We start from the raw sequence: 22,558 nt of genomic DNA, 5'->3' as shown, positions 1-22,558 counted from the left end.
GGGCTTAGCGGCCGATGAAACGGGCCGGGCGTTTTTCAATGGAGGCGCGCAGGGCTTCGTTGCCGTCTTCGCTGCGACCGCACAGCAGGCCGGCGGCGAGCTCGGCTTGCAGTTGTTCGGGCAGGCTGCGCTGGGCGCCTTCACGCATGAGTTTTTTGGTCTGGGCAAACGCGAAGGTCGGGCCGTTGGCCAGGCGAGAGGCCAGTTCGGTGGTCACCGCCAGCAGTTGTTCATCGGCGCAGACTTCACCGACGAGGCCTGCGGCCAAGGCCCGATCGGCGCCCCACAACTCGTCAAGGAACAACAGGCGTTTGGCTTGTTCGGTACCGATCAGCCGTGGCAGGTGCCAACTGGCACCGGCATCCGGCGAGTAGGCCATGCTGGTGTAGCCGGCCTTGAAGCGTGCCGATTGCGCAGCGATACGCAGGTCGCAGCACAGCGTCAGGTCCATGCCGGCGCCGACGGCGGTGCCGTTGATAGCGGCGATGGTGGGTTTTTCCAGGCTGTACAAACGGCTCATCAAGGCGTGAGCCGTTTCCGTCCAGCCGTAGGTTTCGAGGGCGCCACGGGCTTCAGCGTCGGCCCACTCGGCGAGGTCGGCGCCGGCGCAGAAGCTGCGACCGCTGCCGGTCAGGACCACCACTCGCACGGCGGGGTCGGCGCTGAAATCATCCAGCAACGCGTGGAGGTTTTTCAGGGTCGGAATGTCCAGCGCATTGCGCTGGGCGGTGCGATTGAGGGTGATCCAGGCAACGCCGGCTTCGACCTGACTGAGCAGAGAAGATTGAGTAGTCATGCGAATCCTCGAATTATTTTGATTGGTCTGAGGTGATGCGACTTGAGGCCATACTAAACGAGTGTTCAGTAAGGCGGCAATTGGTGGTGGAATCAGCTGTAACAGTTGAAAAATAAGTCTAACTAACTGTATTTGAAGGATTTATTCGACGAGACCAGAACGGCGAGGATTGCGCTGTTACAACTTCGAACAACTGCCTACAGGATGAGTCGTGCAGCGCATTGATCGTTCCCACGCTCCGCGTGGGAATGCAGCCCATGACGCTCCGCGTCACTGGACGCAAAGCGTCCCTAGAGGCATTCCCACGCGGAGCGCGGGAACGATCAGTGGTTAGCTGGAGTAGTTACGCAGTCGGCAAGCTCGGTGCCAGCACCGCTTCGCGCTTGCGATGGATCAGGAAGTACGCGCCATAGCACAGCGCAATAAATCCAAAGCCCCAGTACAACGAAGGCCGTTGCGTTTCATCCAGCGCCAGGAATACGAACAACGAGCAGCACAACGCGATGCACGTCAGCGGCAGCAGCGGGAACCATGGCGCGCGGTATTTCAGATCGCTGAGCTTGCCGCCATCACGCAGATACGCCTTGCGGAATTTGTACTGGGCCAGCGCGATGACAATCCAGGTCACGGTGCCCGACATGCCGCTCACCGCCATCAACACCATGAACAGCGTGTCTGCCGCGACGAAGCTGGTCATCAGCGACACCAGCGCAAAACACAACGTGATGCTCAGTGCCCGCAGCGGTACGCCGCGCTTGCTCAACGGCGACAGGCTTTTCGGTGCCATGCCGGTTTTCGACATCGCCCACAGAATGCGCGTCGAGGCATACAGACCGGAGTTGCCCACCGACAGAATCGCCGTGAGGATCACGAAGTTCATCAGGTCGGCGGCGTACGGAATGCCGACCATGTCGAACACCTGCACGAACGGGCTTTCCATCAACCCGGCCTGCTGCCACGGCACGATCGCCGACAACACCACGATCGCCAGCACATAGAAAATCAACACGCGAAACACCACGTTGCGCACCGCGCGCGGGATGCTTTTTTCCGGCTGATCGGTTTCGCCGGCAGCCACGCCCATGATCTCGCAGCCCTGGAAGGCGTAGACCACGGTCATCATTACCGCGAACACCGCTGACAGGCCGTTGGGGAACAGTGAATCGCCGATCAGGTTGTTCATCATCGGCGCCGGTGCACCGCTGGTCAGCGGGATAGCGCCGAAGATCACCAGCACGCCGACCACGATAAAGCCAAGAATCGCCGCCACCTTGATCCCGGAGAACCAGTATTCGGCCTCACCGAAGGCGCGAGTCGCCAGTGCGTTCAAACCGAACAGCACCACCACAAACAGCGCCGACCAATACCAGATCGGCACCGCCGGAAACCAGCGTGTCATCAACATGCCCGCTGCCGTGAACTCCAGGCCCACGGTGGTCGCCCAGCTCATCCAGTACACCCAGCCGATCATGAACCCGGTGGCCGGGCCGATGAACTTGGTGGCGTGGGTCTGAAACGAACCGGACACGGGCATTTGCACGGACAGTTCACCCAGGCAAACCATCACCAGGTACATCAGGAAACCGGCCACCAGATACGCCAGGATTGCTCCCACCGGCCCGCCCTGATTGATGGTCACACCGGAGCCCATGAACAGCCCGGTACCGATCACGCCGCCCAGCGACAACATGAAAATGTGCCGGCTCTTCAGGGCGCGGGTCAGTTGGATGCCTTTACGTTCGATAGATTCGCTCATGTGCGCACCTCAATAGTCAGCAAGGTGCGCGGCATGGCGCGAGGAAGGATCAGCTTTACGGCAGTTCATTATTATTATCTCCAATAAGCTTCGAAGACCGCGCTGTGGCGGTTGCCTCGATTATTGGAAGACCTTGTAAGGTCCCGTTGACCGTAAAGATCAAAGATGTAAAAAGTCGTAACGAACTTGTACGTCAGCTGCGCAAAAGGTCCGCCAGCGTCTGTTGCGCGTTGTGCAGTTGCGCCTGAACCTTCGGCGCCATGGCGCGCAATGCCGACTCGTCGTTGACCAGCGCGGCCTCCTCCAGGGCCCGCAACACATTGGCCAACGCGCGAAAGCCCAATGAATCGCTGCTGCCGGCCAGTCGATGGGCCAGCTGTGCGACTTCGGTGCAGTCGTCGGCTTCGATGGCTTCGGTGAGTGCTTCGCGATGCTGACTGATCGAGTCGAGCAGCACTCGCAACAAGCCCCGAAGTTTCTGTTCACCCAGCAACGTGCGATGGGTCTCTAGCAACGGCCAATCCATGGCCTCGTCATCCGGCTGTGGCGCGGATACCGGCAACTGCCCGGCCAACGCTTGTCGCAAGTTTTCGAGTTTCAGAGGCTTGGCGAGAATGCCATCCATCCCGGCATCCAGATAACCGCGCATCAAGGCCGGCTGTACGCTGGCGGTCAGGGCGAAGATGCGGGTGTGACGGTTCGGCCCGTTGTTGCGCCGGATCAGTTTGCACAGCTCGACGCCGCTGATACCCGGCAGGTGCACATCGAGCAGGATCAAATCAAAGGTCTGTTCGGCACATTGCGCCAGCGCCTGCTCGCCTTCTTCAGCGAGCCAGACCTGATGCCCGTCACGCTGCAACAAGCCGCTGACCACTTCGCGGTTCAGCGCCACATCCTCGACCACCAACACCTTCAACGCCTCACCCGGCGCGCTGCTCAGCGCACTCGCCGCCACGCCGATTGCCGGCTGCAACGTCAACTCGAACCAGAAACAACTGCCGCGCCCGACGTCACTGTCGACGCCAATTTGCCCGCCCAACTGCTCGACCAGATGTTTGCTGATCGCAAGGCCAAGCCCGGTGCCGCCGAAGCGTTGCGCCACTTCTTCGCTGGCCTGGGTGAAGCGCTCGAAGATCTTTGCCTGCATGGCAGGAGCGATGCCGATGCCGTTGTCCGTCACGCTCACGCGCACGTGTTGCCCGGTCTGTTTCGCAGCGTGAGCCAGCAGCGTTATTTCCACATTGACGTCGCCGCCCTCAGTGAACTTGATCGCATTGGCCAGCAAGTTGCTCAGCACCTGACGCAGGAATTGTTCGGCGCCGTGATGGCGCTCGGCGACGTGCGGATCGATTCGACAGCGCAGCGTCGTGTCGTTGCTCCGCGCGCGCGGTTCCAGCAGTGTCAGCACTTCGTCGAGCAGTTGCCGGATTGAAAAGTCCACCGGTTCCGGGTGGCTGACGCCCTCTTCCAGTCGGGCGAAATACAGCACTTCGTTGAGAATCGACAGCAAGCCTTCGCCGGCCTTGTACAGCGCATCCAGACGTTTGCCGTCGCGCTCATCCAGACTCGCGCCGCGCAGCAGTTCGGCCATGCCGAGAATGCCGTTGAGCGGGGTGCGCAACTCGTGGCTCATGGTCGCCAGAAAACGCGACTTGGCAAGGTTGGCGGCCTCGGCTTCATCCTTGGCGCGCATCAGGCTGGCGGTGCGGCGTTCGACCAGCCTGAGCAACTCGTCGCGATTGTCTTGCAGGGCCAGCCGATCGGTTTCGCGACGGTCAATGTCGCTGAGAATCGCCCGGCGCATATCGTCCAGTGCATGCGCCACGGTGTCGATTTCGTCTTGCTGGGCGTGACGGCGCTTGTCCAGGTGCAGGGGCTCGTGCCAGTCACCGGCGGCGATGCGCCGGGCAAACTCGGCCATCACTTGCAGGTGCCGCGTGACCAAGCGGTAAAACAGCCCCGACAACGCCACCGCCAGACCGCACAGAAACACACTCATCCACAGCAGGCTGGTCAAACCGGTGGCGAACAGGCGCTGATGCACTGCGCCCAAATCGGTGCTGACTTCCAACTGCCCCAAGTGCCGTGAAGGCCCGGTCGGTGGCTGATAATCCAGTTCAAAACGCTCGATGCGCAACGGCCCGACCGGGTCCGAACTGCCGTGCAGCAGATCGAAATCGGGGCTGATCAGATGAACCCGCGCCACGTCGGAAAAGTCCACCAGCCCTCGCAACTGAACGTTCAATTGTTCCTGGTTCAAGTCCCAAAGACTGCGCTCCAGACTGGCCAGGTAACCGGCCCGAATCAGCTCCATGCGCGAATCGATATCGCGCATCTCGCGGCGGTATTCGAAGTACAGCTGCACGGTGCTCGCCAGCACGGTAAAGCACAGGCTGAACAACAGAATGAACAGCAACAGACGCCGTAACAGTCCACCGGGTCGGGCGCGGATCATTTCGAGTTCGCCGGCAGGTTGATCATGTCGCGGTACGTGACCTCGCTTTCGCTGAGTAAACGATCGACCTCCCCGGAATCGACCATGCGCTTCAATTGCGCGTCGATCTGCGGCATGCGCGTGGCCAAGGAGGATTTGCGCGAGACGGCCACTCGCAAATAGTCGACGCTCAAGGCATTGGGTAGCGCGACGATGTCTTGCGCGCCCGGCAGGTTCTCGACGTAAAGCTGCCCGGTGCGGCGTTCCGAGGTGATGAAATCGATGCGCCCGCGAATCAGTTTGCCGAAATTCTGGCCGCTGTCAGACACCCATTCAATGTTCTGATGCTCGGCCACCAAGCGGTCGAAATCCACGCCGTAACTTTCGCCGAACAACAGCCCGCCACGGTAATTTGCCAGGTCTTCCAGGCGCTCGAATTTCACCGGGCGCTGACGGTTGATGAATAACGCCACCTCCTCGCGCAACACCGGCACCGTCGAAAACACCATGCTCTGCTCGCGTTGCGCGGTGCTGTAGGCCAGCACCACATCGACCCGGCCTTCGGCGGCGTCGAGCAGGCAACGTTTCCAGTTGCCGAGCACGACGATGTCGACGTCGTAACCCAAACGCCCGAAGAGGTTTTTAACGACGCTGGGGGCGAGGCCGCGAACCTGTTTGCCGTCGCTCCAGGAAATCGGCGGGTACACCGGGTAATCGCAGTAGCGAACTTTTTCCGCCGCCATCGTACCGTTCGCGACCAGCGCCAACAGCAGGCCAAACACCCGCCGCATGGTATTCAGGCCGCCACGCTGGCGGTGAACAGGTAACCGGCACCGTGAATGGTAATGATCAATTGCGGTTCGGCCGGGTCGTCGTGCAACTTGCGACGCAAGCGTCCGACCAGCACGTCGATGGAGCGATCATTGGGCACCCATTCGCGGTTGCGGATCTGATCCATCAGTTGATCGCGGCTCAAGGTGTGGCCGCTGTTGCGCAGGAACACGCTGAGCAACTGGTACTCGCCGTGGGTCAGCAGGGTTTCGGCGCCGGTCTGGTCGATCAACCGTCGACGGTCAGTGTCCAGCGCCCAGGCGGCGAATTGCTTGACCGGTTTGGCGATGGCCGCTGCAGGTTGCGGTGTCTGCGCGTGGCGAACCCGGCGTATCAGGTTTTTCGCCCGTGACACCAGTTCGCGTGGGTTGAGCGGTTTGATCACGTAGTCATCGGCGCCGCATTCAAGGCCGACGATGCGGTCGATTTCGTCGTTGCGCCCGGTGATCAGAATGATCCCGACTTCCGAACGGACCCGCAGCTCCCGGGTCAGGGTCAGGCCGTCCTTGCCCGGCAGGCGGATATCGAGCATCACCAGGTCGACCGCCTGGCTCGCCAGGAAGGTTTCGGCCAGCTCCGCCGTGGCGGCGCAATGCACCTCATAACCCTCTTGGGACAAGTAGGCCTGCAGCAGTTCGCGTATCAGCGGATCGTCGTCGACGATCAATACCCGAGGAGTCATCGCATGGTGTCCCGCGTATGCCCGAAGGCGTGTTTCTTATTAGAGTGTTTTACTGCTTTGGCGCCAGAGAGTATCGACAGCTGAACGACCGATCAACAGCCCGTCGTCTGGACGCAAAACCGTTGCCGGCCGCCCGCCTGCAATCCGTCGACCCAGGCTTCGCAAATCTGGATGCCCTGTTCCGGGGTGAACGTACCGGGGTTGAGCCCCGACTCCAGCCACAAGCCGTCGAGCAAGGCGCTGAGGCTGATGGCGGCCAGATCGGCGTCGAAGTTTTCCCAGCTTTCTTCCTGCGCCAATTCGGTCAGCACCTTGCGCAAAATGCCGCGGTACTCGCCATAGGAATGCTCGTGCGCAAGGTTGATCGACTCCGCCGTGCGTACCGCGCCCCAGAACGCCAGCCAGGCATCGATCAATTGCGGGTCGAGCAATTCGGCGGAAAACGAGCCCCGGAAGAACGCCGACAATCGCTCGCGAGCAGTCGGAGCCGCCTGCGCCATGGACTCGCGCAACAGGTTCATGACCCGACCGGTAATCGCCCGGTAGGCCTCGGCCACCAGTTCATCCTTGCCGGAATAGTGATGGCTGATCAGCCCGACCGAGACGCCCGCCTCGGCGGAAATCTTGCGGATCGAGGCACCCTGGAAACCATGGCGCTTGAGGCATACCAGCGTCGCCTCGATCAGATTGGCCTTGCGCAACTCCGGCTCCATGCGGGAAAAACGGGCTTCCTGACTCATGCGCGACACTCTCTGTGGATCAATCGTTGGGGATGCGGCTGGCTAAGCCGCGCGCTGAACGACTGTACAGCAAGAGAGTGGCAAGTCTCTAGTCGGTTGCAGGGTTCTGGGACCGTGTCGCGCCCATCGCGGGCAAGCCACGCTCCCACATTTGATCTGTGTGTTTTCATTGTTTGCGTCCAACACACAACCCTGTGGGAGCGAGCTTGCTCGCGATGGGGCCAGCCGATTAATACATGAACATCGGTCAATCCCGATAACCCGGTGCCACCCGATCAAGCAATCGCAACATCGCAGCCCAAGCCAATTGCATGGCGTCCGGGTCACTCAACTCGCCTTCCTCCAGCGGCCGGCCTGGGTCGTTGAACTGACGCTCGGTATATTCGCAAACCTCCGCCGGCGGCAACACCAACTCACCGGCAGCTTGCGCGGCGAGCTGAATTTCGCAAGCTTTCTCCAAGTAATACATACGCAAAAACGCCTGGCTGACGGTTTCACCCACGGTCAGCAAACCGTGGTTGCGCAGCATCAATACCGGTTTGTCGCCGAGGTCCTGCACCAAGCGCTGTTGCTCGCTCATGTCCAGCGCCACGCCTTCGTAGTCGTGGTAAGCGACCCGGCCATAAAACTCCATGGAAATCTGGTTCACCGGCAACAATCCGCACTTCAACGCAGCGACCGCACATCCGGATTTGGTATGAGTGTGCAGCACGCACTGCGCGTCTTCACGAGCCCCGTGAATCGCGCTGTGAATCACAAACCCCGCCGGGTTGACCGGGTACGGCGACGCCTCGACGGCCCGGCCATCGAGGCCGATTTTCACCAGATTGGACGCGGTAATTTCATCGAACATCAACCCGTACGGATTGATCAGGAAGTGATGCTCAGGCCCCGGTATGCGCACCGAGATGTGAGTGAAGATCAGATCGGTCATGCGAAAGTGCGCGATCAATCGATAACAGGCGGCCAACTCCTCGCGCAGGCGCTGCTCGGTGGCGCTGCGCTGAGAAAACGTGGCGATATCGTTCATTGTTTTAGTCTCCAGGCTGATCGGCTGCGCAGACAGTAAGGCTGGACGCCTTGAGGCGTCCAGCCGCGTGCGATTACTTGCTGGCCCAGGCGTTGAAGCGCTCCTCAAGTTCTTCGCCATGATCGACCCAGAACGCCACGTCCATCGACAGCGCGCCCTTCAGGTTTTGCGGCGCGGTGGGCACCCATTGCGCGAGTTGGCTATCGAGTTTGGCGGCCGCTTCGGTATTGGTCGGGCCGTAAGGAATCTGCTCGACGTACTTGACCTGAGCGTCCGGCTGATTGGCGAAGGCGATAAAGCGCTTGGCCTGATCGACATGTTTGGAGCCCTTGATGATCGCCCAGTAATCCATGCCATACAGGCTGCCCGGCCAGACCAGCCCGAGGTGACTGCCGCTTTGCGCGGCGGCGGCCACCCGTCCGCTGTAGGTTGAAGTCATTACCACATCCCCGGCGGTCAACCATTGCGCCGGTTGCGCGCCGGCCTCCCACCACTGGATGTAAGGCTTGAGTTCTGTGAGTTTGGTGAATGCACGGTCGACGCCTTGCGGAGTGTTCAGCACGGAATACACGTCCTCGACTTTCACGCCGTCGGCCAGCAAGGCGAATTCCAGGTTGTACACCGCGCGTTTACGCAGCCCGCGCTTGCCGGGGATTTTCTGCACGTCCCAGAAATCCGCCCATGACGTCGGGGCCTGCGCCAGCTTCTGCGTGTCGTAGGCAATCGCCACGCTCCACACCAGCGCCGCCGAACCGCACGCTTGTGCCGCATCGGGAATCAATTGCTCGACGCGGCCGAGTTTGCTCCAGTCGAGTTTCTCGTACATGCCCTCATCGCACCCGCGCATCAAGTCCGGGCCTTCGATCTGCACCACGTCCCAATCGGCATTGCCGGTGTCGACCATCACTTTGATCCGGGCCATCTCGCCGTTGTATTCGCTCTGGATCAGCTTGCTGTGATCCGCGACGCTGAACGGCTGGAAAAACGCCACATCCTGGGCTTTCTGGCCGGCACCGCCGTAACCCACCACGACCATGTCCGGGGCGGCCTGAGCGCTACCGAGCCCCATGGCGAGGGACAGGACCAAGGGATAAAAACCGTGCTTGAGCGTATTCGATTTCATCGGTGGTTCCTCTTGCAGGTGCCACGCGACCCACGCCGCCGTGACCCATTTTTATTGTTGTGAGGTTCGCCCCAGGTGCGGGCGCCAAATGAATCTACTGCGAGCACCAGTAAAAAAACAAGTTGATTTTTTACTGAAGGTAAATTTCTATAGGCAAATAATAACAACGCCGAAAACCCGGCCTTTCGGCTTCAGCCAGCCTGGAGTAACCGCACCATGCCGTCCTCTTCCGCCGCTTTTGCACACCTGTTCGAACCCTTGCAGTTGCGGGGCAAACGCCTGAAAAACCGCATCATGTCCAGCGGTCACGACACCTCGATGCCCACCGACAACCTGGTCAATGAGCAGCTGATCGCCTACCACACCGCACGAGCCGAAGGCGGTGTCGGGCTGATCGTGTTGCAAGTGGCCGGGGTGCATGACAGTGCGCGGTACACCTCGCACGTGCTGATGGCCACTGACGATGCCTGCATCGAGGGATATCGCAAAATCGCTGAGCGTTGCCATGCACATGGCACCGTGGTGCTGTCGCAGATCTTCCATCCGGGTCGGGAAATCATGGAGTCTAGCGATGGTCTGCTGGCGGTCGCCTACTCGGCTTCGGCGGTGCCTAACGAACGATTCCGGGTGATGCCGCGTGCGCTGGATCAGGCGATGATCGACGAGATTGTCGCCGGTTATGCCGCCGCCGCCCGGCGTTTGCATCAGGCCGGGATCGACGGAGTGGAAGTGGTCGCCAGCCATGGTTACCTGCCGGCGCAGTTCATCAACCCGCGGGTCAACCGTCGCACCGATGGCTACAACGGCGACCTGGAGCAGCGCCTGCGCTTTTTGCGCGAAGTGATTGCCGCCGTGCGCGCCAGCACCGATGAACACTTCATTATCGGTCTGCGCATCTCCGCCGATGAGCGCGATCCCGAGGGGCTGACTGAAGACGAGTCCTTGTCGGCCGTGCAATTGCTGCAACCGAGTTTGGATTACGTGCACATCGTCGCGGGCACCTCGGCATCCTTGGGTGGCGCGGTGCATATCGTGCCGCCGATGGCGATCGAGGCCGCGTATCTGGCGAAGGAAGCCGGAACGTTCAAGGCCTGCCTGTCGATTCCGCTGTTCGTGACCGGGCGCATCAACCAGCCGCAGGAGGCCGAGTTGATTCTGTCCCGCGGTCAGGCCGACGTTTGCGGCATGACCCGCGCCCTGATCTGCGACCCGCAAATGCCCAACAAGACCGACACCGGCCACCTCGAAGATGTGCGCGCCTGCATCGCCTGCAATCAGGCGTGCATCGGTCACTTCCACAAAGGCTTGCCGATCTCCTGCATCCAGCACCCGGAAACCGGGCGCGAGCTGATTTTCGGCCAGCGGCAAATGACGGGGCAACGTAAACGCATCATGATCGCCGGCGGCGGCCCAGCCGGGATGAAAGCCGCTGCCGTGGCCGCTCAGCGCGGACATGACGTGACCCTTTACGAAGCCAGTTCGCAACTCGGCGGCCAGGTATTGCTCGCGCAACTGCTGCCCCGGCGCAGCGAATTCGGCGGCGCCAGCACCAACCTGCAACGTGAAATGGAACTGGCCGGCGTGCGCGTCGTGCGCAACACCCGCGTCGACCGCGCGCTGGTGGAACGCGAACGGCCGGACGTAGTGATCGTCGCCACCGGCGCCGAGCCGTACTGGCCAGCGTTCGAGCGCGGCGGCGAATTGCAGGTGGTCGACGCCTGGCAAGTGCTGCGCGAGGAAGTGCCAATCGGCCGCTCCGTGGTGGTGGTCGACTGGCGCTGCGACTGGATCGGCCCCGGCATCGCCGAACGCTTGGTACGCGCCGGGCATCAAGTGCAACTGGCGGTCAACGGCACCCATTGCGGGGAAAACCTGCCGCTGTACGTGCGCGATCAACTGGCCGGCGAACTGCACAAACTTGGCATCCCGATCACCCCCTACGCCCGCCTGTATGGCTGCGACGACAACACCGTCTACCTGCAACACACCGCCAGCGGCGAACCGATGATCTTCGAAAACATCGACACCCTGGTGCTCTGCCAGGGCCATCAACCGGTCGACACCCTCGGCGCAGAACTGCAAGGCCTGGTGGAGTTTCGACGCATCGGCGACTGCCTCGCCCCGCGTACCGCCGAAGAAGCCATTTACGAAGGTTTGAAAGTCGCCTGGGAGCTTTAAGGCTGTTTATACTCCGGGGTTTTGACAGATCCCGGTTTGGAGCACGCCATGAGCAACAGCAGCAAGATGCAGCCTGCCACCGGCGCGTCCACACTGGACAGCGCCAGCGCTGAGCCGCACTTCCTCGGCACGCGAATTCGTGGGTTGCGTAAACGCCGGGGCATGACCCTGGCCGAATTGGCGCAGATGAGCGAATTGACGGCGGGGTACATCAGCCAGCTCGAACGCAACCTCGCCTACCCTTCCATTCCGGCCCTGTTCAACATCGCCCGGAGTCTGGGCGTGACCATTCAATGGTTCTTTGCCAGCGAAACGCAAACGGCGCCGGAGGATGACGGCATCGTGGTGCGTAAAAACTCCCGGATGAGCGTGCATTACGAAGACGGCATCGTTGATCACCTGCTGACACCACAGCCGAATCGACAATTGGAAATGCTGCATTCGCGGTTTCCCCCTGGGACTTATAGCCAGCAGAGTTATAGCCATGAAGGGGAAGAAGCGGGGTATTTGCTGTCGGGGAGTTTTGAGTTGTGGGTCGGGGAGCGGCACTTTTTGCTGGGTGAAGGCGATAGTTTCAGCTTTTCCAGCCAGGAACCGCATCGGTATGGGAACCCTGGAGATGTGGATGCGGTGGTGATTTGGGTGGTGACGCCGCCGACGTTTTGAGAGGGGCTGAATAACACCCTCTCACCGTTGTTTCTGCTGGGTTGAATCACCAGCGGGCAGTATCAACGTTTGTTCCTCAGTCAGCGCCACATCGTTCTCATGCTCCGCTTGAGGCGCGGGCTTGGCAGGGACAAAACGGGCCACTAAACGCTTCACCGTCCTTTCAATCAGTGAAAGGAATCCAAAAATGATGAAGCCGAAGATCAGCCCGGTCACCAGAATGCTCAACGGATGTATTCCCGTGGCGTCAGGGCTGTCCAGCATGTAGTAAAAAGCCTGGAAACCAGCAGCCGCACAGGCCGCTACGGCTGCAGCCAGCTTCACTCCCAACCAAAACCGTTGCCATTTGTTCATGCACTCCCCCGCTATCCGGTGATTTGCTCTGTGTGCATGATAGCTAATGACGTGGAGGTGTCTTGTTTCTGTTGTCGTCAGGCATGCGCCTCACGATCTGGAACGTCCCGGGTTAGCCCTAGATATAAACGACATCTTCGCTCGGTACCCAATGCAGGATGCGGGCAAGATCATGCCACGGGTAGTGCTGGGGGTCCGCGCGAAGACAACTGCTCTCATGGGGGAATGGCAAGTTGGCTTCACTGGCTTTTTGCCCGCTGCCACAGGACGTACAGCGCAGATAGACACCACTCAAATACCAGTGACGGGAAAACTTCAATACTTGGTTATCTAGCCCTGTCAGTCTTGGCGGTGGGAGCTTTTCAGCCAACTCGAACTCGTCATTCATTGCGTGAACGTCCCCAGAATTGCGCCGCCAGCAGTTGAAGGCGCTCGGCCAGTTTGGCGACATGGGCAGCAGTCGTGTGGCTCTGGCTACTGGCAAGCACGTTACTTTGGGTGGCTTGACTGATACTTTTCAGGTTGCACTGGATACTGTCACCTACCGCGCTCTGCTCCTCCACGGCGGTGGCTATTTGCACACTCATGTCGCTTATTTCACCGACTCGTTGGGTGATCCCATCCAGCGCCCGGGCGGCAAACAGTGCCTGTTCAACACTGGTTTCGGCCTTGCTGTGGCTACGCTGCATCGCGACCACCGCATCCCCCGTGGAACGCCGTAAGGTATTGATGGTTCCCTGGATTTCTGCGGTGGATTGCTGGGTGCGCGTAGCCAGCCCGCGCACCTCGTCGGCGACCACGGCGAAACCACGCCCAGCCTCGCCGGCGCGAGCGGCCTCGATAGCGGCGTTGAGGGCGAGCAGGTTTGTCTGTTCGGCGATGCTTTGGATGACCTCGACTACACGGTTGATTTCCTGGCTATGTTGTTCCAGTTGATAAATCACTGCGCCGCTCTGTTGCACCTCGCTGGCGAGGCTGTCGATGTGCTGGCGGGTTTGCTCGACCAGTTGTCGACCTCGGTCGGTTTCTTGATTGGCCAGACTCGCGGCGCTGGCGGTGAGCTGAGCGTTGCGCGCCACTTCCTGCACACTGCTGGCCATCTGGGTTATGGCGCTGGACACCTGAGCAGTTTCCCCTTGCTGCTGTAGGGTCGCGCAGTTGTTGTTGTCCACTGCGGCGACGAGCTCTTCGGCTTCTTTGTTCAGTTGACGGGCCGAGTCGGCAATGCGGCCGACGACTGCCAGCGTCTCGGCTTCAAGCATTTTCAGGGTGAAATCGATCTGTCCAAATTGGTCGCTGCGGCCGCTGTAGAGCATTTGGCTTAGTGGGTTATCGGCGATATTTTTAGCTTTTCTGGCAAGGGCGTCCAAGGGGCGCAGGCTGTAGCGCAGCATGCCTGCGAGCAACAAACTGAGTAGTGGCGCAGCGATAACCACCATGTTCCAGGCGAGGGCACCGACCATGCCAAGGACGGTAAAACCGAGTAGGTTCAGCCCGGTGCCGGCGAGTGCTACGCGCATGCCGACAGACAGTCGTGACGGCGTCAGGTAGCGTATTTTTTTACCGTTGCGCAACTGTGCATAGAGATGTTCGGCGGCGAATACCAGTGCTTTCGGCGGGAGCGTTCGAACCGACTGGTACTCTACTATTTCACCATTGCGCTGCATCGGCGTGACGTAGGCGTTGACCCAGTAGTGGTCACCGTTTTTACAACGATTTTTTACAAGGCCCATCCACGAGCGTCCGGCCTTGAGGGTCTGCCACAGGTGTGCGAAGGCTTCTGGCGGCATATCCGGATGACGCACGATGTTGTGATTGACGCCGACCAACTCGGCCTCACTGAATCCGCTGATGTTGATGAAATCCGGATTGACGTAAGTGAGGGCGCCCTTGGGATTGGTAGTTGAAATAATGTTCGCATCGACGCTGAACTCGACAGCACGACCACTGACCGGAAGATTGATTTTCATTATTTGCCTCCTTAGCTGATGGATACCGCTGGGTGCCTGCTGTGCTTACTGCAACGGGCACCCAAGCCCCTCGAAACTGTCTTCGCCGCTGAATAACCGTTGCATCTGCGCAGCCGGTCGTGCTCGGCTGAACCAGTAGCCTTGGCCGTAGTGGCAGCCTTCACTGATCACAAAGTCGAGTTGTGCCGGGCTCTCGATGCCCTCAGCCACCACTTCCAGGCCCAGGCTACAGCCGAGGCCGATGATCGCCTGGCTGATCGCGCTCTTTTTGTGGTCGTACGGGATGCCGCCGATGAAGCTTTTATCCAGCTTGAGGATGTGCAGCGGAAAGCGCGTGAGATAGCCAAGCGAGGAGTAACCGGTGCCAAAATCGTCCAGCGCCAACAACACGCCAAGGCTGGCCAATTCGTTCAGACAGGCCAATGTGTCCTCGTCGTCGTGCATCAGTTGGCTTTCAGTAATCTCCAGGATCAGGCTGGCGGGTGGCAGGCCGCTTTCTTGCAAGATGTCGATTAGCCGGAGGATGAAGTCGACTTGTTGCAATTGGAGGCTGGAGATGTTGACCGAACAACGCAGGCTTTCATGACCGGCCAGTTGCCAGAGGCGGGTCTGCTGACAGGCTTGGCGCAATACCCATTCGCCGACGGGGATGATTTCCCCCGACTCCTCCAGCGCCGGGATGAACTCCAGTGGTGAGATCAAGCGTTCGCCATGGCGCCACCGCAACAGCGCTTCGACCCCAGACACGAGGGGTGCCCCTTGATCAAGACGATAGATCGGCTGGTAGTGCAGTTCGAATTCATTGTGTTTCAGCGCTTGGCCCAGAGCGGACTCCAACTCCAGATGGTGCTGTGCGGTGTCTTGCAACGCCTCGCTGTAGTGGGCGAACCGCGCCTTGCCGGCAGACTTGGCTCTGTAGAGGGCCAGGTCGGCGGCCTGGAGGACATCCAGCGCCTTGCCGTTATCATGTAATGGCGCGATCCCGATGCTGGCACTGACCACCAGGGTCCTACCGTCCATGTGCAGCGGTTGATGCAGGTTGTCGAGAATGCGCTGGGATATTTGCTCGGCGTCGCGGCCGCAAGTGAGTTCATGAAGCAATACGATGAATTCATCTCCGCCGAAGCGGAATAGCTGATCACTGGGGCGCAGAGAGTCTCTCAAGCGCTGTGCCACTTCTACCAGCACTCGATCACCGACGTTGTGGCCAAGGCTATCGTTGATCAACTTGAAGCGGTCGAGGTCGATGAACAGCAGCGCCTCCTGGACACCTCCCTTGCGCTGTTTCATGAAGGTTTTCTGCATTTGCTCATCAAGGCGCGTTCGGTTGGCCAAGCCGGTCAGCGGGTCATGGTGGGCGGCATGTTTAAGGCGCTGCTCGACATCCTTTTTTGCACTGATATCGGTCTGTGAACCGGCCATGCGCAGTTGGCCCGGTGTCGTCGCTTCGGCGACCCCACGCACCAGTACCCAAATATAGCCACCGTTGTTTTGGCGGATGCGGTACTCATGGTGAACAAAGGAAGTCTGCCCCTGTAAATGGGCATCGATGGCTTGGCGAAAATCCGGCAAGTCGTCCGGATGCACACGACCGAACCAACTGGCGCTACTCTCGCCGACGCTGTCGCGGCTGAGGCCGAGCATGTTGGCCCAGCGTTCGGAAACATACAGTCGATCCAGATCGACATGCCAATCCCAGATACCGTCGTTGGCACCGCGTAGCGCTCGGGCGAAGCGAGCCTCACTGTCCTCCAGAGCCTTGTGCTGGGCCGCACTGTAAGTGTCGATGGCCAGAGTCATGTCGAAAAAAACCGCTTTCAACAGACTTGAATAGAGCGTGGTGTTTTGGCAGTCGCCGAACACACTTGCAAGCATGTCGTTGAGGTATAGACGATAGGCGCCCAGATACCACTTCAACTCCAGGCCGACCTGCTGGTGGATCACACCGATGCGCAGACGGCCGTTGACGTACTCGTCATCGTAAGGCCCGCCCCACAAACACTGGTAATACTCGACCTGGCTGTGCTTCAGTCGGGCGGTGACGTCCGGTGCGCGAAGCAGCACAGACGGAGTAGGAAATTTCGCCAAGTGACCGTACAAATGATCAACGAAAGCCTGCTGAGCCGAGGCCATATGCGGGGCTGCTGCGCCGAGACGTTCGCCATCTTCGGCACTCCAGTCGAGAAAGCGGAAACGCTCGACGATCTCCTCGTGATCGAGACGGATGCGCCTGAGCAACTCCGTCAGATCTTGTGTCACCTTCATTCTCACTCCCCGGTGTTTGTACGGATGACTTTTTACTGACAAAAAAAAACGCCGTGACAACCAGTTCTTGACCAGAACTGGTTGTCACGGCGCTTCGTCTTCCAGGCCCATTGTCCTGCTCGGCAAAGCCGGCCCCCGCCTTGGGCGGAACCTACTAATGGCATATTTACATCATTCTGGGCTGTCTGACAATTTATCTAGCAATGCCTGCAATCGTCGTCGTAGCAACCCCAGTTCGCGAGATTTGAAGGCATGTCTTGTCTGCTCTAAAACCTCTGTAGCTTCGAGCAAAGCGGACTGTATCCGCCCGGTTGGTCCCAATTGCCCTTCACCGAGCCAGCGGCAAAACGGCGCGGCAGTGCAATTACCCGGCGCGCTCAGCACCTCGCAATCTGGCGCTATCTGAACCAAGAGAGGGCGCAATTGATCGGCTAGTTCACGATCATTGCAGATAACTCTGGCTGTCTGGTTGGACTCGTACATAACACATCATCCCCATAAGGTTGATGTGCTGTTTACAGCACTGTTCTTGTCATTTTATTGACTAAAATCAATGTTGTAGCCGTTGCTTTGGATTCTCTATTTACCCTGTGAAACTCATCACTCTTCATTCCATTCAGGGAGCCCGGAGGGGAGTCCGCGAAAGCACAAAGCCATGCTGGTCCAAAAAAGTAGGGGCCGGGATTTTTTCAGAAACACAGAAACGAAAAAGCCCTGAATAATCAGGGCTTTTTCGTATATGTAATGGCGGAGAGATAGGGAGTCTCCGATTTCAGACCTACAGCCCGCAGAACACGGTATTTCTTGGCTTACAGCCTCAAGAGTGGTCAAATTGAGTGGTCAAAATAGAGACCTATCAGCATGGCGACTCACCTTGTACAGAAACCCGGCGAAAGCACTTGGTATGTTCGTATGGCAGTACCAGCCGGCGTTCGTCATGCCTTTGGTGGTCGCACCAAGCTGATCAAGACCACGGGCACCAGCAACAAAGCTGAAGCTATGGATAGACGACTGCCAATCCTTGCCCAGTGGAAAGCTCAAATTGCGGCGGCGAAGGAACAAAAGCTCACAGTGGCTGACCAGTGGCGCCCCGAACTGGCAGACAGAGGTTTGACGCTGGAACAGAAGATAAATGCACGTTTGCTAGACGCGATAAAGAACCCGTCAAAAGGTTCAGATTTCCTCTCTGGTGCGTACCAGTTGGACGTCCCTGCACAAGAGTTACCATGGTCCGGTAAACAACCGGGGCAACCAATCCCTAGCGAATATGTAGAGGTCATGAAGGCTGCCTTCAAACGAGAACCTTCCTCAACTGTCGATGCCGTGTTGGGTGGTTCTCAATTCACTGCTGACTTTATGGTGTTACTCGCCAAAGACAAATACAAACTTTCTCAGCTTGAGTCGGAGGAAGCTCGTGAGTTGATCATTAACCCAACAAGCTACAAACCAGTTTCACCTATTACAGATCGCCGTTTGGAACAGTTCCGAGCTCACCGGGTGAAAGACAGTATTGCGGCCAAGACCATTGACCAGCAGGAAAGCAAGCTCACCAAACTGTCTGATTACCTCCGTGATCAAGGTTCATCGCTGACCAGTGCGACCATTGCCTCGTGGCTGGAAACGCTCAATCTATCGAGCAAGACCAAAGCTCAATACTTGTTAGCAGGTTCAACGTTCTGGCGGTGGGCAACGAAGAATGATGCGCGCTGGCAAGAGTTGCACCTGGGACTGGACAACCCGTTCAAAGGCCAAGAACTTCCCAAGGTGCGTGGTAAGGCCAAGGCAGATGCAGCCCGCAAGGCGTTCGCCCCAGAGCAGATTGAATACCTGTACGGAGTCGCCCTAGCAGACGGTAACCAGACGTTGTGCGACTTGATCATGCTGGGTGCCCACACGGGCTGCCGTATCGAGGAGCTTGCTCAGCTTCGGAAAGAATCAGTGGTGAAAGTTGAAGGCGTTCTAAGTTTCAAGATTGACGACAGTAAGACTGTTGCCGGTATCAGAGAAATACCTGTTCACCCTTCCCTGTCGGCCACGGTAGAACGCCTGATCGCTGATAGTACTGATGGCTTCCTTCTACCAAGCTCAGCCGGTAACAAGTACGGGATTCGATCCGACTCCCTCAGCAAGGCATTCGGTAGATTGAAAACGGCACAAGGTTTCGGCAAACACCACGTTTTTCACAGTGTACGGTCGATGGTCGTTACCCTCCTACTGCGCAGTGGAGTACCCGGCCCTACTGTGGCAAACATCGTTGGTCATGAGACTGGGTTGGTTACGTTTGACGTTTACGATGAAGGCGCTAGCCCTAGGCAAAAGTTTGACGCACTTTCCAACCTGTCATTTAACTTCTCAGGCATCAACCTTCCAGCCGGTGGTTGACCTGACGAAGCTGAAAATAAATGACGAAAGTGCTTGACAAAGAAGCACAACGTATTGACTTTTTTGAAGAAAATCTGTAGAATAGTGCGTAGAAGGAGGAGAAAACCGACACAACCATATCAGTACCTTCAATAGTCTTGTGGCTCCTCTTACGACGTTTAGTTTCTTCCTTCCTAACCGTCGTAAGTTGTTGGTTTCCTTCTCCGCTAAAATACTTAGAGCCGTACTCTTCAACCAGTACGGCTTTTTGTTGCCTGATACACAACACATCCAACAACTCTTTATAACCAACTTTAAATGGAGGCGATTCTATGCCTGTAGTAAAGCAATGCGCGTCATGCAACAAACCTTTAACTGGATACAGGTCGCACGCCCTAACTTGTGGATCAACCTGTCGCGGAATCAAATGGCGAGCAAAGAAAGAAACAATCGTACCTGTGAAACTTGCTTTCAGTGTTACCCACTTTGAGGCAATCAGTAAGGCTGCTGACAAGCTGGGTGTAACAGTTGCCAGCTACATTATCAGCCGGTCAATTGGTTCTGACATCAACACTGTTACCAGCTGCTGAAAGCAACGGTAGCTAGTACGTACAGATGACTGGCTACATTGCTCTAAGCCTTATAGAGCGTGGCCTTGACCCAAAACAGGAATTTCAAAAATGAAGATTAGACTTAACCCAGACCGTGTTGAACAACTTGTCTGGATCATGGAGAAGACAGGACATACAAATCCGACACATTGTCTCCAAGTGATGATATCGACCATCTACAACAACCTAAACAAGAATTCGAACAGAAATGTGAACAACCCTAAATCCCCAAGTGAGGACACCCATGGCAATCAATCGAGTAAAACAGTGCCTAACATGTAAGACAGAATTCAACACCAGTCATATCAGAGCAAAGTATTGCCCCAACTGTCGTACAACATCCTACACCAAGGTCAAGAAAGACCGGCGTCAGACAGTTGCTGAAAAGCGAGTATTAAAACTTGCACTGTCAGATGAATGGCGATCAGTTGCTAAAGAGTGCAAACGATCAGGTACAGTCGAGATTCTACAAGGTGTCGACCTTGTTGCATTGTTTGCATTACGTAACGCCACGTTCAAAACTTATGGATACAACCCTGAGACAAAGAAGTCTCAATATCATCTCTGTCATATCTCACCAGCAGTTGGTAAAGATACAGTAGGACTATTGAATCATCTTAACCTGTTTATTGGTACTGCATTCCTTAATCAAAAGCACAGCAACAAGGTCTACAAAGATCGTGGATTGTCCATTCCAAAGAAACAGCTTAAAGCCAAGTGGAAAGTAACGAAGGAAACCAGTGATCGCGTTGTGCTTGATAAAGTAACTGAGTATCTTGGTCAAGTGTTAATTGACTATGCCAAAGAACACCCGGTCAACATAAGTCGGCGTTACAGCTTGGCTAAATGGGTATTCCAAAACGATCCTGACAATACATTACCACTAAGTAAACTTGAAACAATGTCAATGTATGACCTACAGGCAATCAGAACAAAGATAGAAAACAAACCAGCCTTTACAATTGAATATGCAACTAAACGATCATTCATTGTCATGCTAGAAGAATGTCAGCGGTTGTCTGAACAACTGCCGGATGGTCAGCATAAAGATGACATCTCATTCATGGTACCAGTGTTGCAAGTTGCAATTGCTTTCTTGAGTCGTCAACAAGATCAACATGGACTTTCAAGTGTACTTACAAATCCACACGGTGTTACATGGAATCCACTAACACTACGTGAAGATATGAGTGCTTCAAAGTTCCGTGACTATATAAGCTTTCAAGCCTTTGACACGCTCCAAGGCAAGGCTGTAGACCGCAAGATTGTTCGTAGCACCCTGAGTACGTATTTGAGCGTAACGTCGTTGACACCGGACTACAGCCAGTCTGACAGTGCAATACAGAATTACTACGCAGACGATTACACTCAGTTTGTTAAACAAGTACCAGTGATTAAGAATGCACTCATCACACTTAGTATGGTTGACAAGTACATGCTGGCCGATGAGATTGAGAAAGCTCAAATAGCATTGCATGAGGAAACAATGTTCACCAGTTTCCCACCGCAACTGTGTGAAGGTGAACACGACTACTCAACAACTCACTATGAGATTGAAGATGATTACGTGCCAAACCCTAACCTTGTCACATACAAAGAGCCAGTTTATGTACCACCTAAACCTGTACCTGCATGGATGAGAGAGTGCGAGTTCTAATACCGAGGTAGTACGTACACTGGGTTGGCTACATGCCTCAAAGCGTGATTCTATAAGGGCTACAGCTTATTTGAGAGTATGAATTCTCTGTCTGATTGAGACAGAAACCACAACATCAAAACAATACATAGAAAAGGGAAAATGAAAATGAAAGATACAGAATTCACATCATACGATGTAGATCGAGCATTAGCTGTAAAACAGATGGTTCATTACCTACATCTTAAACAGTCAGCGGTAACCATTGATGACAAACAAGAGGTACGTCGTACCACAGACATCCTTGACCAACTGGTAACAGAGTATGGTGTACAAGCCCTGATTGAAGCCGAAGGGGAACTGCTATGAATGAACGTCTAAACTACTATGCCAAACGACTTCAACAAGCATTCGACAAACAGCAACAAGAAGCCAAGCAACAGGTTGTACAGAAAGCTGAAGTAGGTAAGGTGACATCTAGAACAACCAAGCCTGATCGACTATGTAAAGCAACCATCATTAAAGAAATGACTACATTAATTAAACAGAGGAAAATGAAATGACCAACAAGACAGAAGAACGAATTACGATCCAAGGTGTACCACCACAGTACGATGAGAAAGAACTTTTACGACATCAAGCAGAACGCCATACCGAGTATCACAGCAGTCGCGAAAGTTACACGCATGTATTTGGCGAGCTTCCATTTGACTTCATAAACAATGTTATCGAACTCGCTAACCAAGGTTATGAACTGAGTAACAAACTGCCGATCACCCTTGCACCACTATCAAATCACGCATTTATGCGAAAGCCGGAAAATGTACGAGCGGTTGACCTTGAAGCAATCGACATTCAAGTTAAACAGTCATACGTGACTTGGCTTGAAAGTGAACATGAAGATTATCGTCAACGGCTGAAAGCACAGTTGATTCAGACTGCTGAGATTAAAGAAGCTAAGCGAATTGCTGACAAGGAGGCCAAGATGATTGCTGACATTGAACGTCAGGTTGCCGACACTTTCACTCCATTAGTTATTCCAGCATAAACCAAAGACAACCCCTGTAACACTCTACAATTGATTCTGAGAGCGTTTACAATGTTAGTGGTAACGAGCAACAACCA

General features: G+C 56.4%; 19 protein-coding genes. 7 read left to right on the top strand and 12 right to left on the bottom strand.

The window, feature by feature from the left end:
• Positions 1 to 4: 4 nt before the first annotated feature.
• The 8 genes from LOY55_RS06665 to LOY55_RS06630 all read right to left on the bottom strand — a co-directional run bounded on the left by LOY55_RS06665 (position 5) and on the right by LOY55_RS06630 (position 9,392).
• Positions 5 to 796: an enoyl-CoA hydratase/isomerase family protein gene (locus LOY55_RS06665; protein ID WP_223522399.1), complete on the bottom strand. Its 792-nt coding sequence runs from the start codon at positions 794 to 796 to the stop codon at positions 5 to 7.
• Between the two features lie 343 nt (positions 797 to 1,139).
• Complete coding sequence (locus tag LOY55_RS06660) at positions 1,140 to 2,552, bottom strand: amino acid permease (protein WP_223522398.1); 1,413 nt, start codon at positions 2,550 to 2,552, stop codon at positions 1,140 to 1,142.
• A 193-nt stretch (positions 2,553 to 2,745) separates the two neighbouring features.
• Positions 2,746 to 5,007 carry an ATP-binding protein gene (locus LOY55_RS06655; RefSeq protein WP_223522397.1) on the bottom strand — a complete coding sequence of 754 codons (2,262 nt, stop codon included), beginning with the start codon at positions 5,005 to 5,007 and terminating at the stop codon, positions 2,746 to 2,748.
• Positions 5,004 to 5,777, bottom strand: a complete 774-nt coding sequence (locus tag LOY55_RS06650) for an ABC transporter substrate-binding protein (RefSeq protein ID WP_109787406.1) — start codon at positions 5,775 to 5,777, stop codon at positions 5,004 to 5,006. Before LOY55_RS06650 ends, LOY55_RS06655 begins: the two co-directional genes overlap by 4 nt.
• A gap of 5 nt (positions 5,778 to 5,782) precedes the next feature.
• Positions 5,783 to 6,499 (bottom strand): response regulator, encoded by a 717-nt coding sequence (locus LOY55_RS06645; protein WP_077430722.1) that lies wholly within the window; start codon positions 6,497 to 6,499, stop codon positions 5,783 to 5,785.
• 92 nt (positions 6,500 to 6,591) lie between these two features.
• On the bottom strand, positions 6,592 to 7,239 hold the full coding sequence (locus LOY55_RS06640) for a TetR family transcriptional regulator C-terminal domain-containing protein (RefSeq protein ID WP_077430723.1): 648 nt from the start codon (positions 7,237 to 7,239) through the stop codon (positions 6,592 to 6,594).
• A 247-nt stretch (positions 7,240 to 7,486) separates the two neighbouring features.
• Positions 7,487 to 8,269, bottom strand: coding sequence for a class II aldolase/adducin family protein (locus LOY55_RS06635; RefSeq protein WP_223522396.1), 783 nt, complete (start codon positions 8,267 to 8,269; stop codon positions 7,487 to 7,489).
• Positions 8,270 to 8,342: 73 nt separating this feature from the next.
• Complete coding sequence (locus LOY55_RS06630; protein WP_046029562.1) at positions 8,343 to 9,392, bottom strand: ABC transporter substrate-binding protein; 1,050 nt, start codon at positions 9,390 to 9,392, stop codon at positions 8,343 to 8,345.
• 216 nt (positions 9,393 to 9,608) lie between these two features.
• On the opposite strand from LOY55_RS06630, the gene LOY55_RS06625 reads away from it, so the two are divergent.
• Both LOY55_RS06625 and LOY55_RS06620 read left to right on the top strand, forming a co-directional pair.
• On the top strand, positions 9,609 to 11,570 hold the full coding sequence (locus LOY55_RS06625) for an FAD-dependent oxidoreductase (protein WP_223522395.1): 1,962 nt from the start codon (positions 9,609 to 9,611) through the stop codon (positions 11,568 to 11,570).
• Between the two features lie 66 nt (positions 11,571 to 11,636).
• Positions 11,637 to 12,236, top strand: coding sequence for a cupin domain-containing protein (locus LOY55_RS06620; RefSeq protein ID WP_223522451.1), 600 nt, complete (start codon positions 11,637 to 11,639; stop codon positions 12,234 to 12,236).
• A gap of 21 nt (positions 12,237 to 12,257) precedes the next feature.
• On the opposite strand, the gene LOY55_RS06615 is transcribed toward LOY55_RS06620, so the two are convergent.
• The 3 genes from LOY55_RS06615 to LOY55_RS06605 all read right to left on the bottom strand — a co-directional run bounded on the left by LOY55_RS06615 (position 12,258) and on the right by LOY55_RS06605 (position 16,825).
• The gene (locus tag LOY55_RS06615) at positions 12,258 to 12,590 is read right to left on the bottom strand and encodes a hypothetical protein (RefSeq protein WP_046029554.1); all 333 of its coding nucleotides are present in this window, start codon (positions 12,588 to 12,590) and stop codon (positions 12,258 to 12,260) included.
• Positions 12,591 to 12,970: 380 nt separating this feature from the next.
• Positions 12,971 to 14,560 carry a PAS domain-containing methyl-accepting chemotaxis protein gene (locus tag LOY55_RS06610; protein WP_223522394.1) on the bottom strand — a complete coding sequence of 530 codons (1,590 nt, stop codon included), beginning with the start codon at positions 14,558 to 14,560 and terminating at the stop codon, positions 12,971 to 12,973.
• A gap of 45 nt (positions 14,561 to 14,605) precedes the next feature.
• A complete protein-coding gene (locus LOY55_RS06605) occupies positions 14,606 to 16,825 on the bottom strand; it encodes an EAL domain-containing protein (protein ID WP_223522393.1) in 2,220 nt (739 codons plus the stop codon).
• An 861-nt stretch (positions 16,826 to 17,686) separates the two neighbouring features.
• Here LOY55_RS06605 and LOY55_RS06600 point away from each other — a divergent pair.
• Positions 17,687 to 19,207 (top strand): tyrosine-type recombinase/integrase, encoded by a 1,521-nt coding sequence (locus tag LOY55_RS06600; RefSeq protein ID WP_258667811.1) that lies wholly within the window; start codon positions 17,687 to 17,689, stop codon positions 19,205 to 19,207.
• On the opposite strand, the gene LOY55_RS06595 is transcribed toward LOY55_RS06600, so the two are convergent.
• Positions 19,185 to 19,700: a hypothetical protein gene (locus LOY55_RS06595; protein ID WP_258667810.1), complete on the bottom strand. Its 516-nt coding sequence runs from the start codon at positions 19,698 to 19,700 to the stop codon at positions 19,185 to 19,187. The two genes, LOY55_RS06600 and LOY55_RS06595, sit on opposite strands and share 23 nt — an antisense overlap.
• Positions 19,701 to 20,041: 341 nt before the next feature.
• Between LOY55_RS06595 and LOY55_RS06590 the strand changes: the two genes are divergently transcribed.
• From LOY55_RS06590 to LOY55_RS06575, 4 genes are all read left to right on the top strand, one after another.
• Positions 20,042 to 21,454 carry a hypothetical protein gene (locus LOY55_RS06590; RefSeq protein ID WP_258667809.1) on the top strand — a complete coding sequence of 471 codons (1,413 nt, stop codon included), beginning with the start codon at positions 20,042 to 20,044 and terminating at the stop codon, positions 21,452 to 21,454.
• A gap of 147 nt (positions 21,455 to 21,601) precedes the next feature.
• Positions 21,602 to 21,802, top strand: a complete 201-nt coding sequence (locus tag LOY55_RS06585; RefSeq protein ID WP_258667808.1) for a hypothetical protein — start codon at positions 21,602 to 21,604, stop codon at positions 21,800 to 21,802.
• Entirely contained in the window at positions 21,799 to 21,996 is a 198-nt protein-coding gene (locus LOY55_RS06580) for a hypothetical protein (protein ID WP_258667807.1), read from the top strand. Before LOY55_RS06585 ends, LOY55_RS06580 begins: the two co-directional genes overlap by 4 nt.
• Positions 21,993 to 22,481: a hypothetical protein gene (locus LOY55_RS06575; protein ID WP_258667806.1), complete on the top strand. Its 489-nt coding sequence runs from the start codon at positions 21,993 to 21,995 to the stop codon at positions 22,479 to 22,481. The genes LOY55_RS06580 and LOY55_RS06575 overlap by 4 nt, the downstream gene beginning before the upstream one ends.
• The last annotated feature ends 77 nt before the right edge of the window (positions 22,482 to 22,558 follow it).

The sequence above is a fragment of the Pseudomonas sp. B21-040 genome (assembly GCF_024748695.1).
Taxonomy (GTDB): domain Bacteria; phylum Pseudomonadota; class Gammaproteobacteria; order Pseudomonadales; family Pseudomonadaceae; genus Aquipseudomonas.
This window is presented reverse-complemented; position numbering and strand designations above follow the sequence as displayed.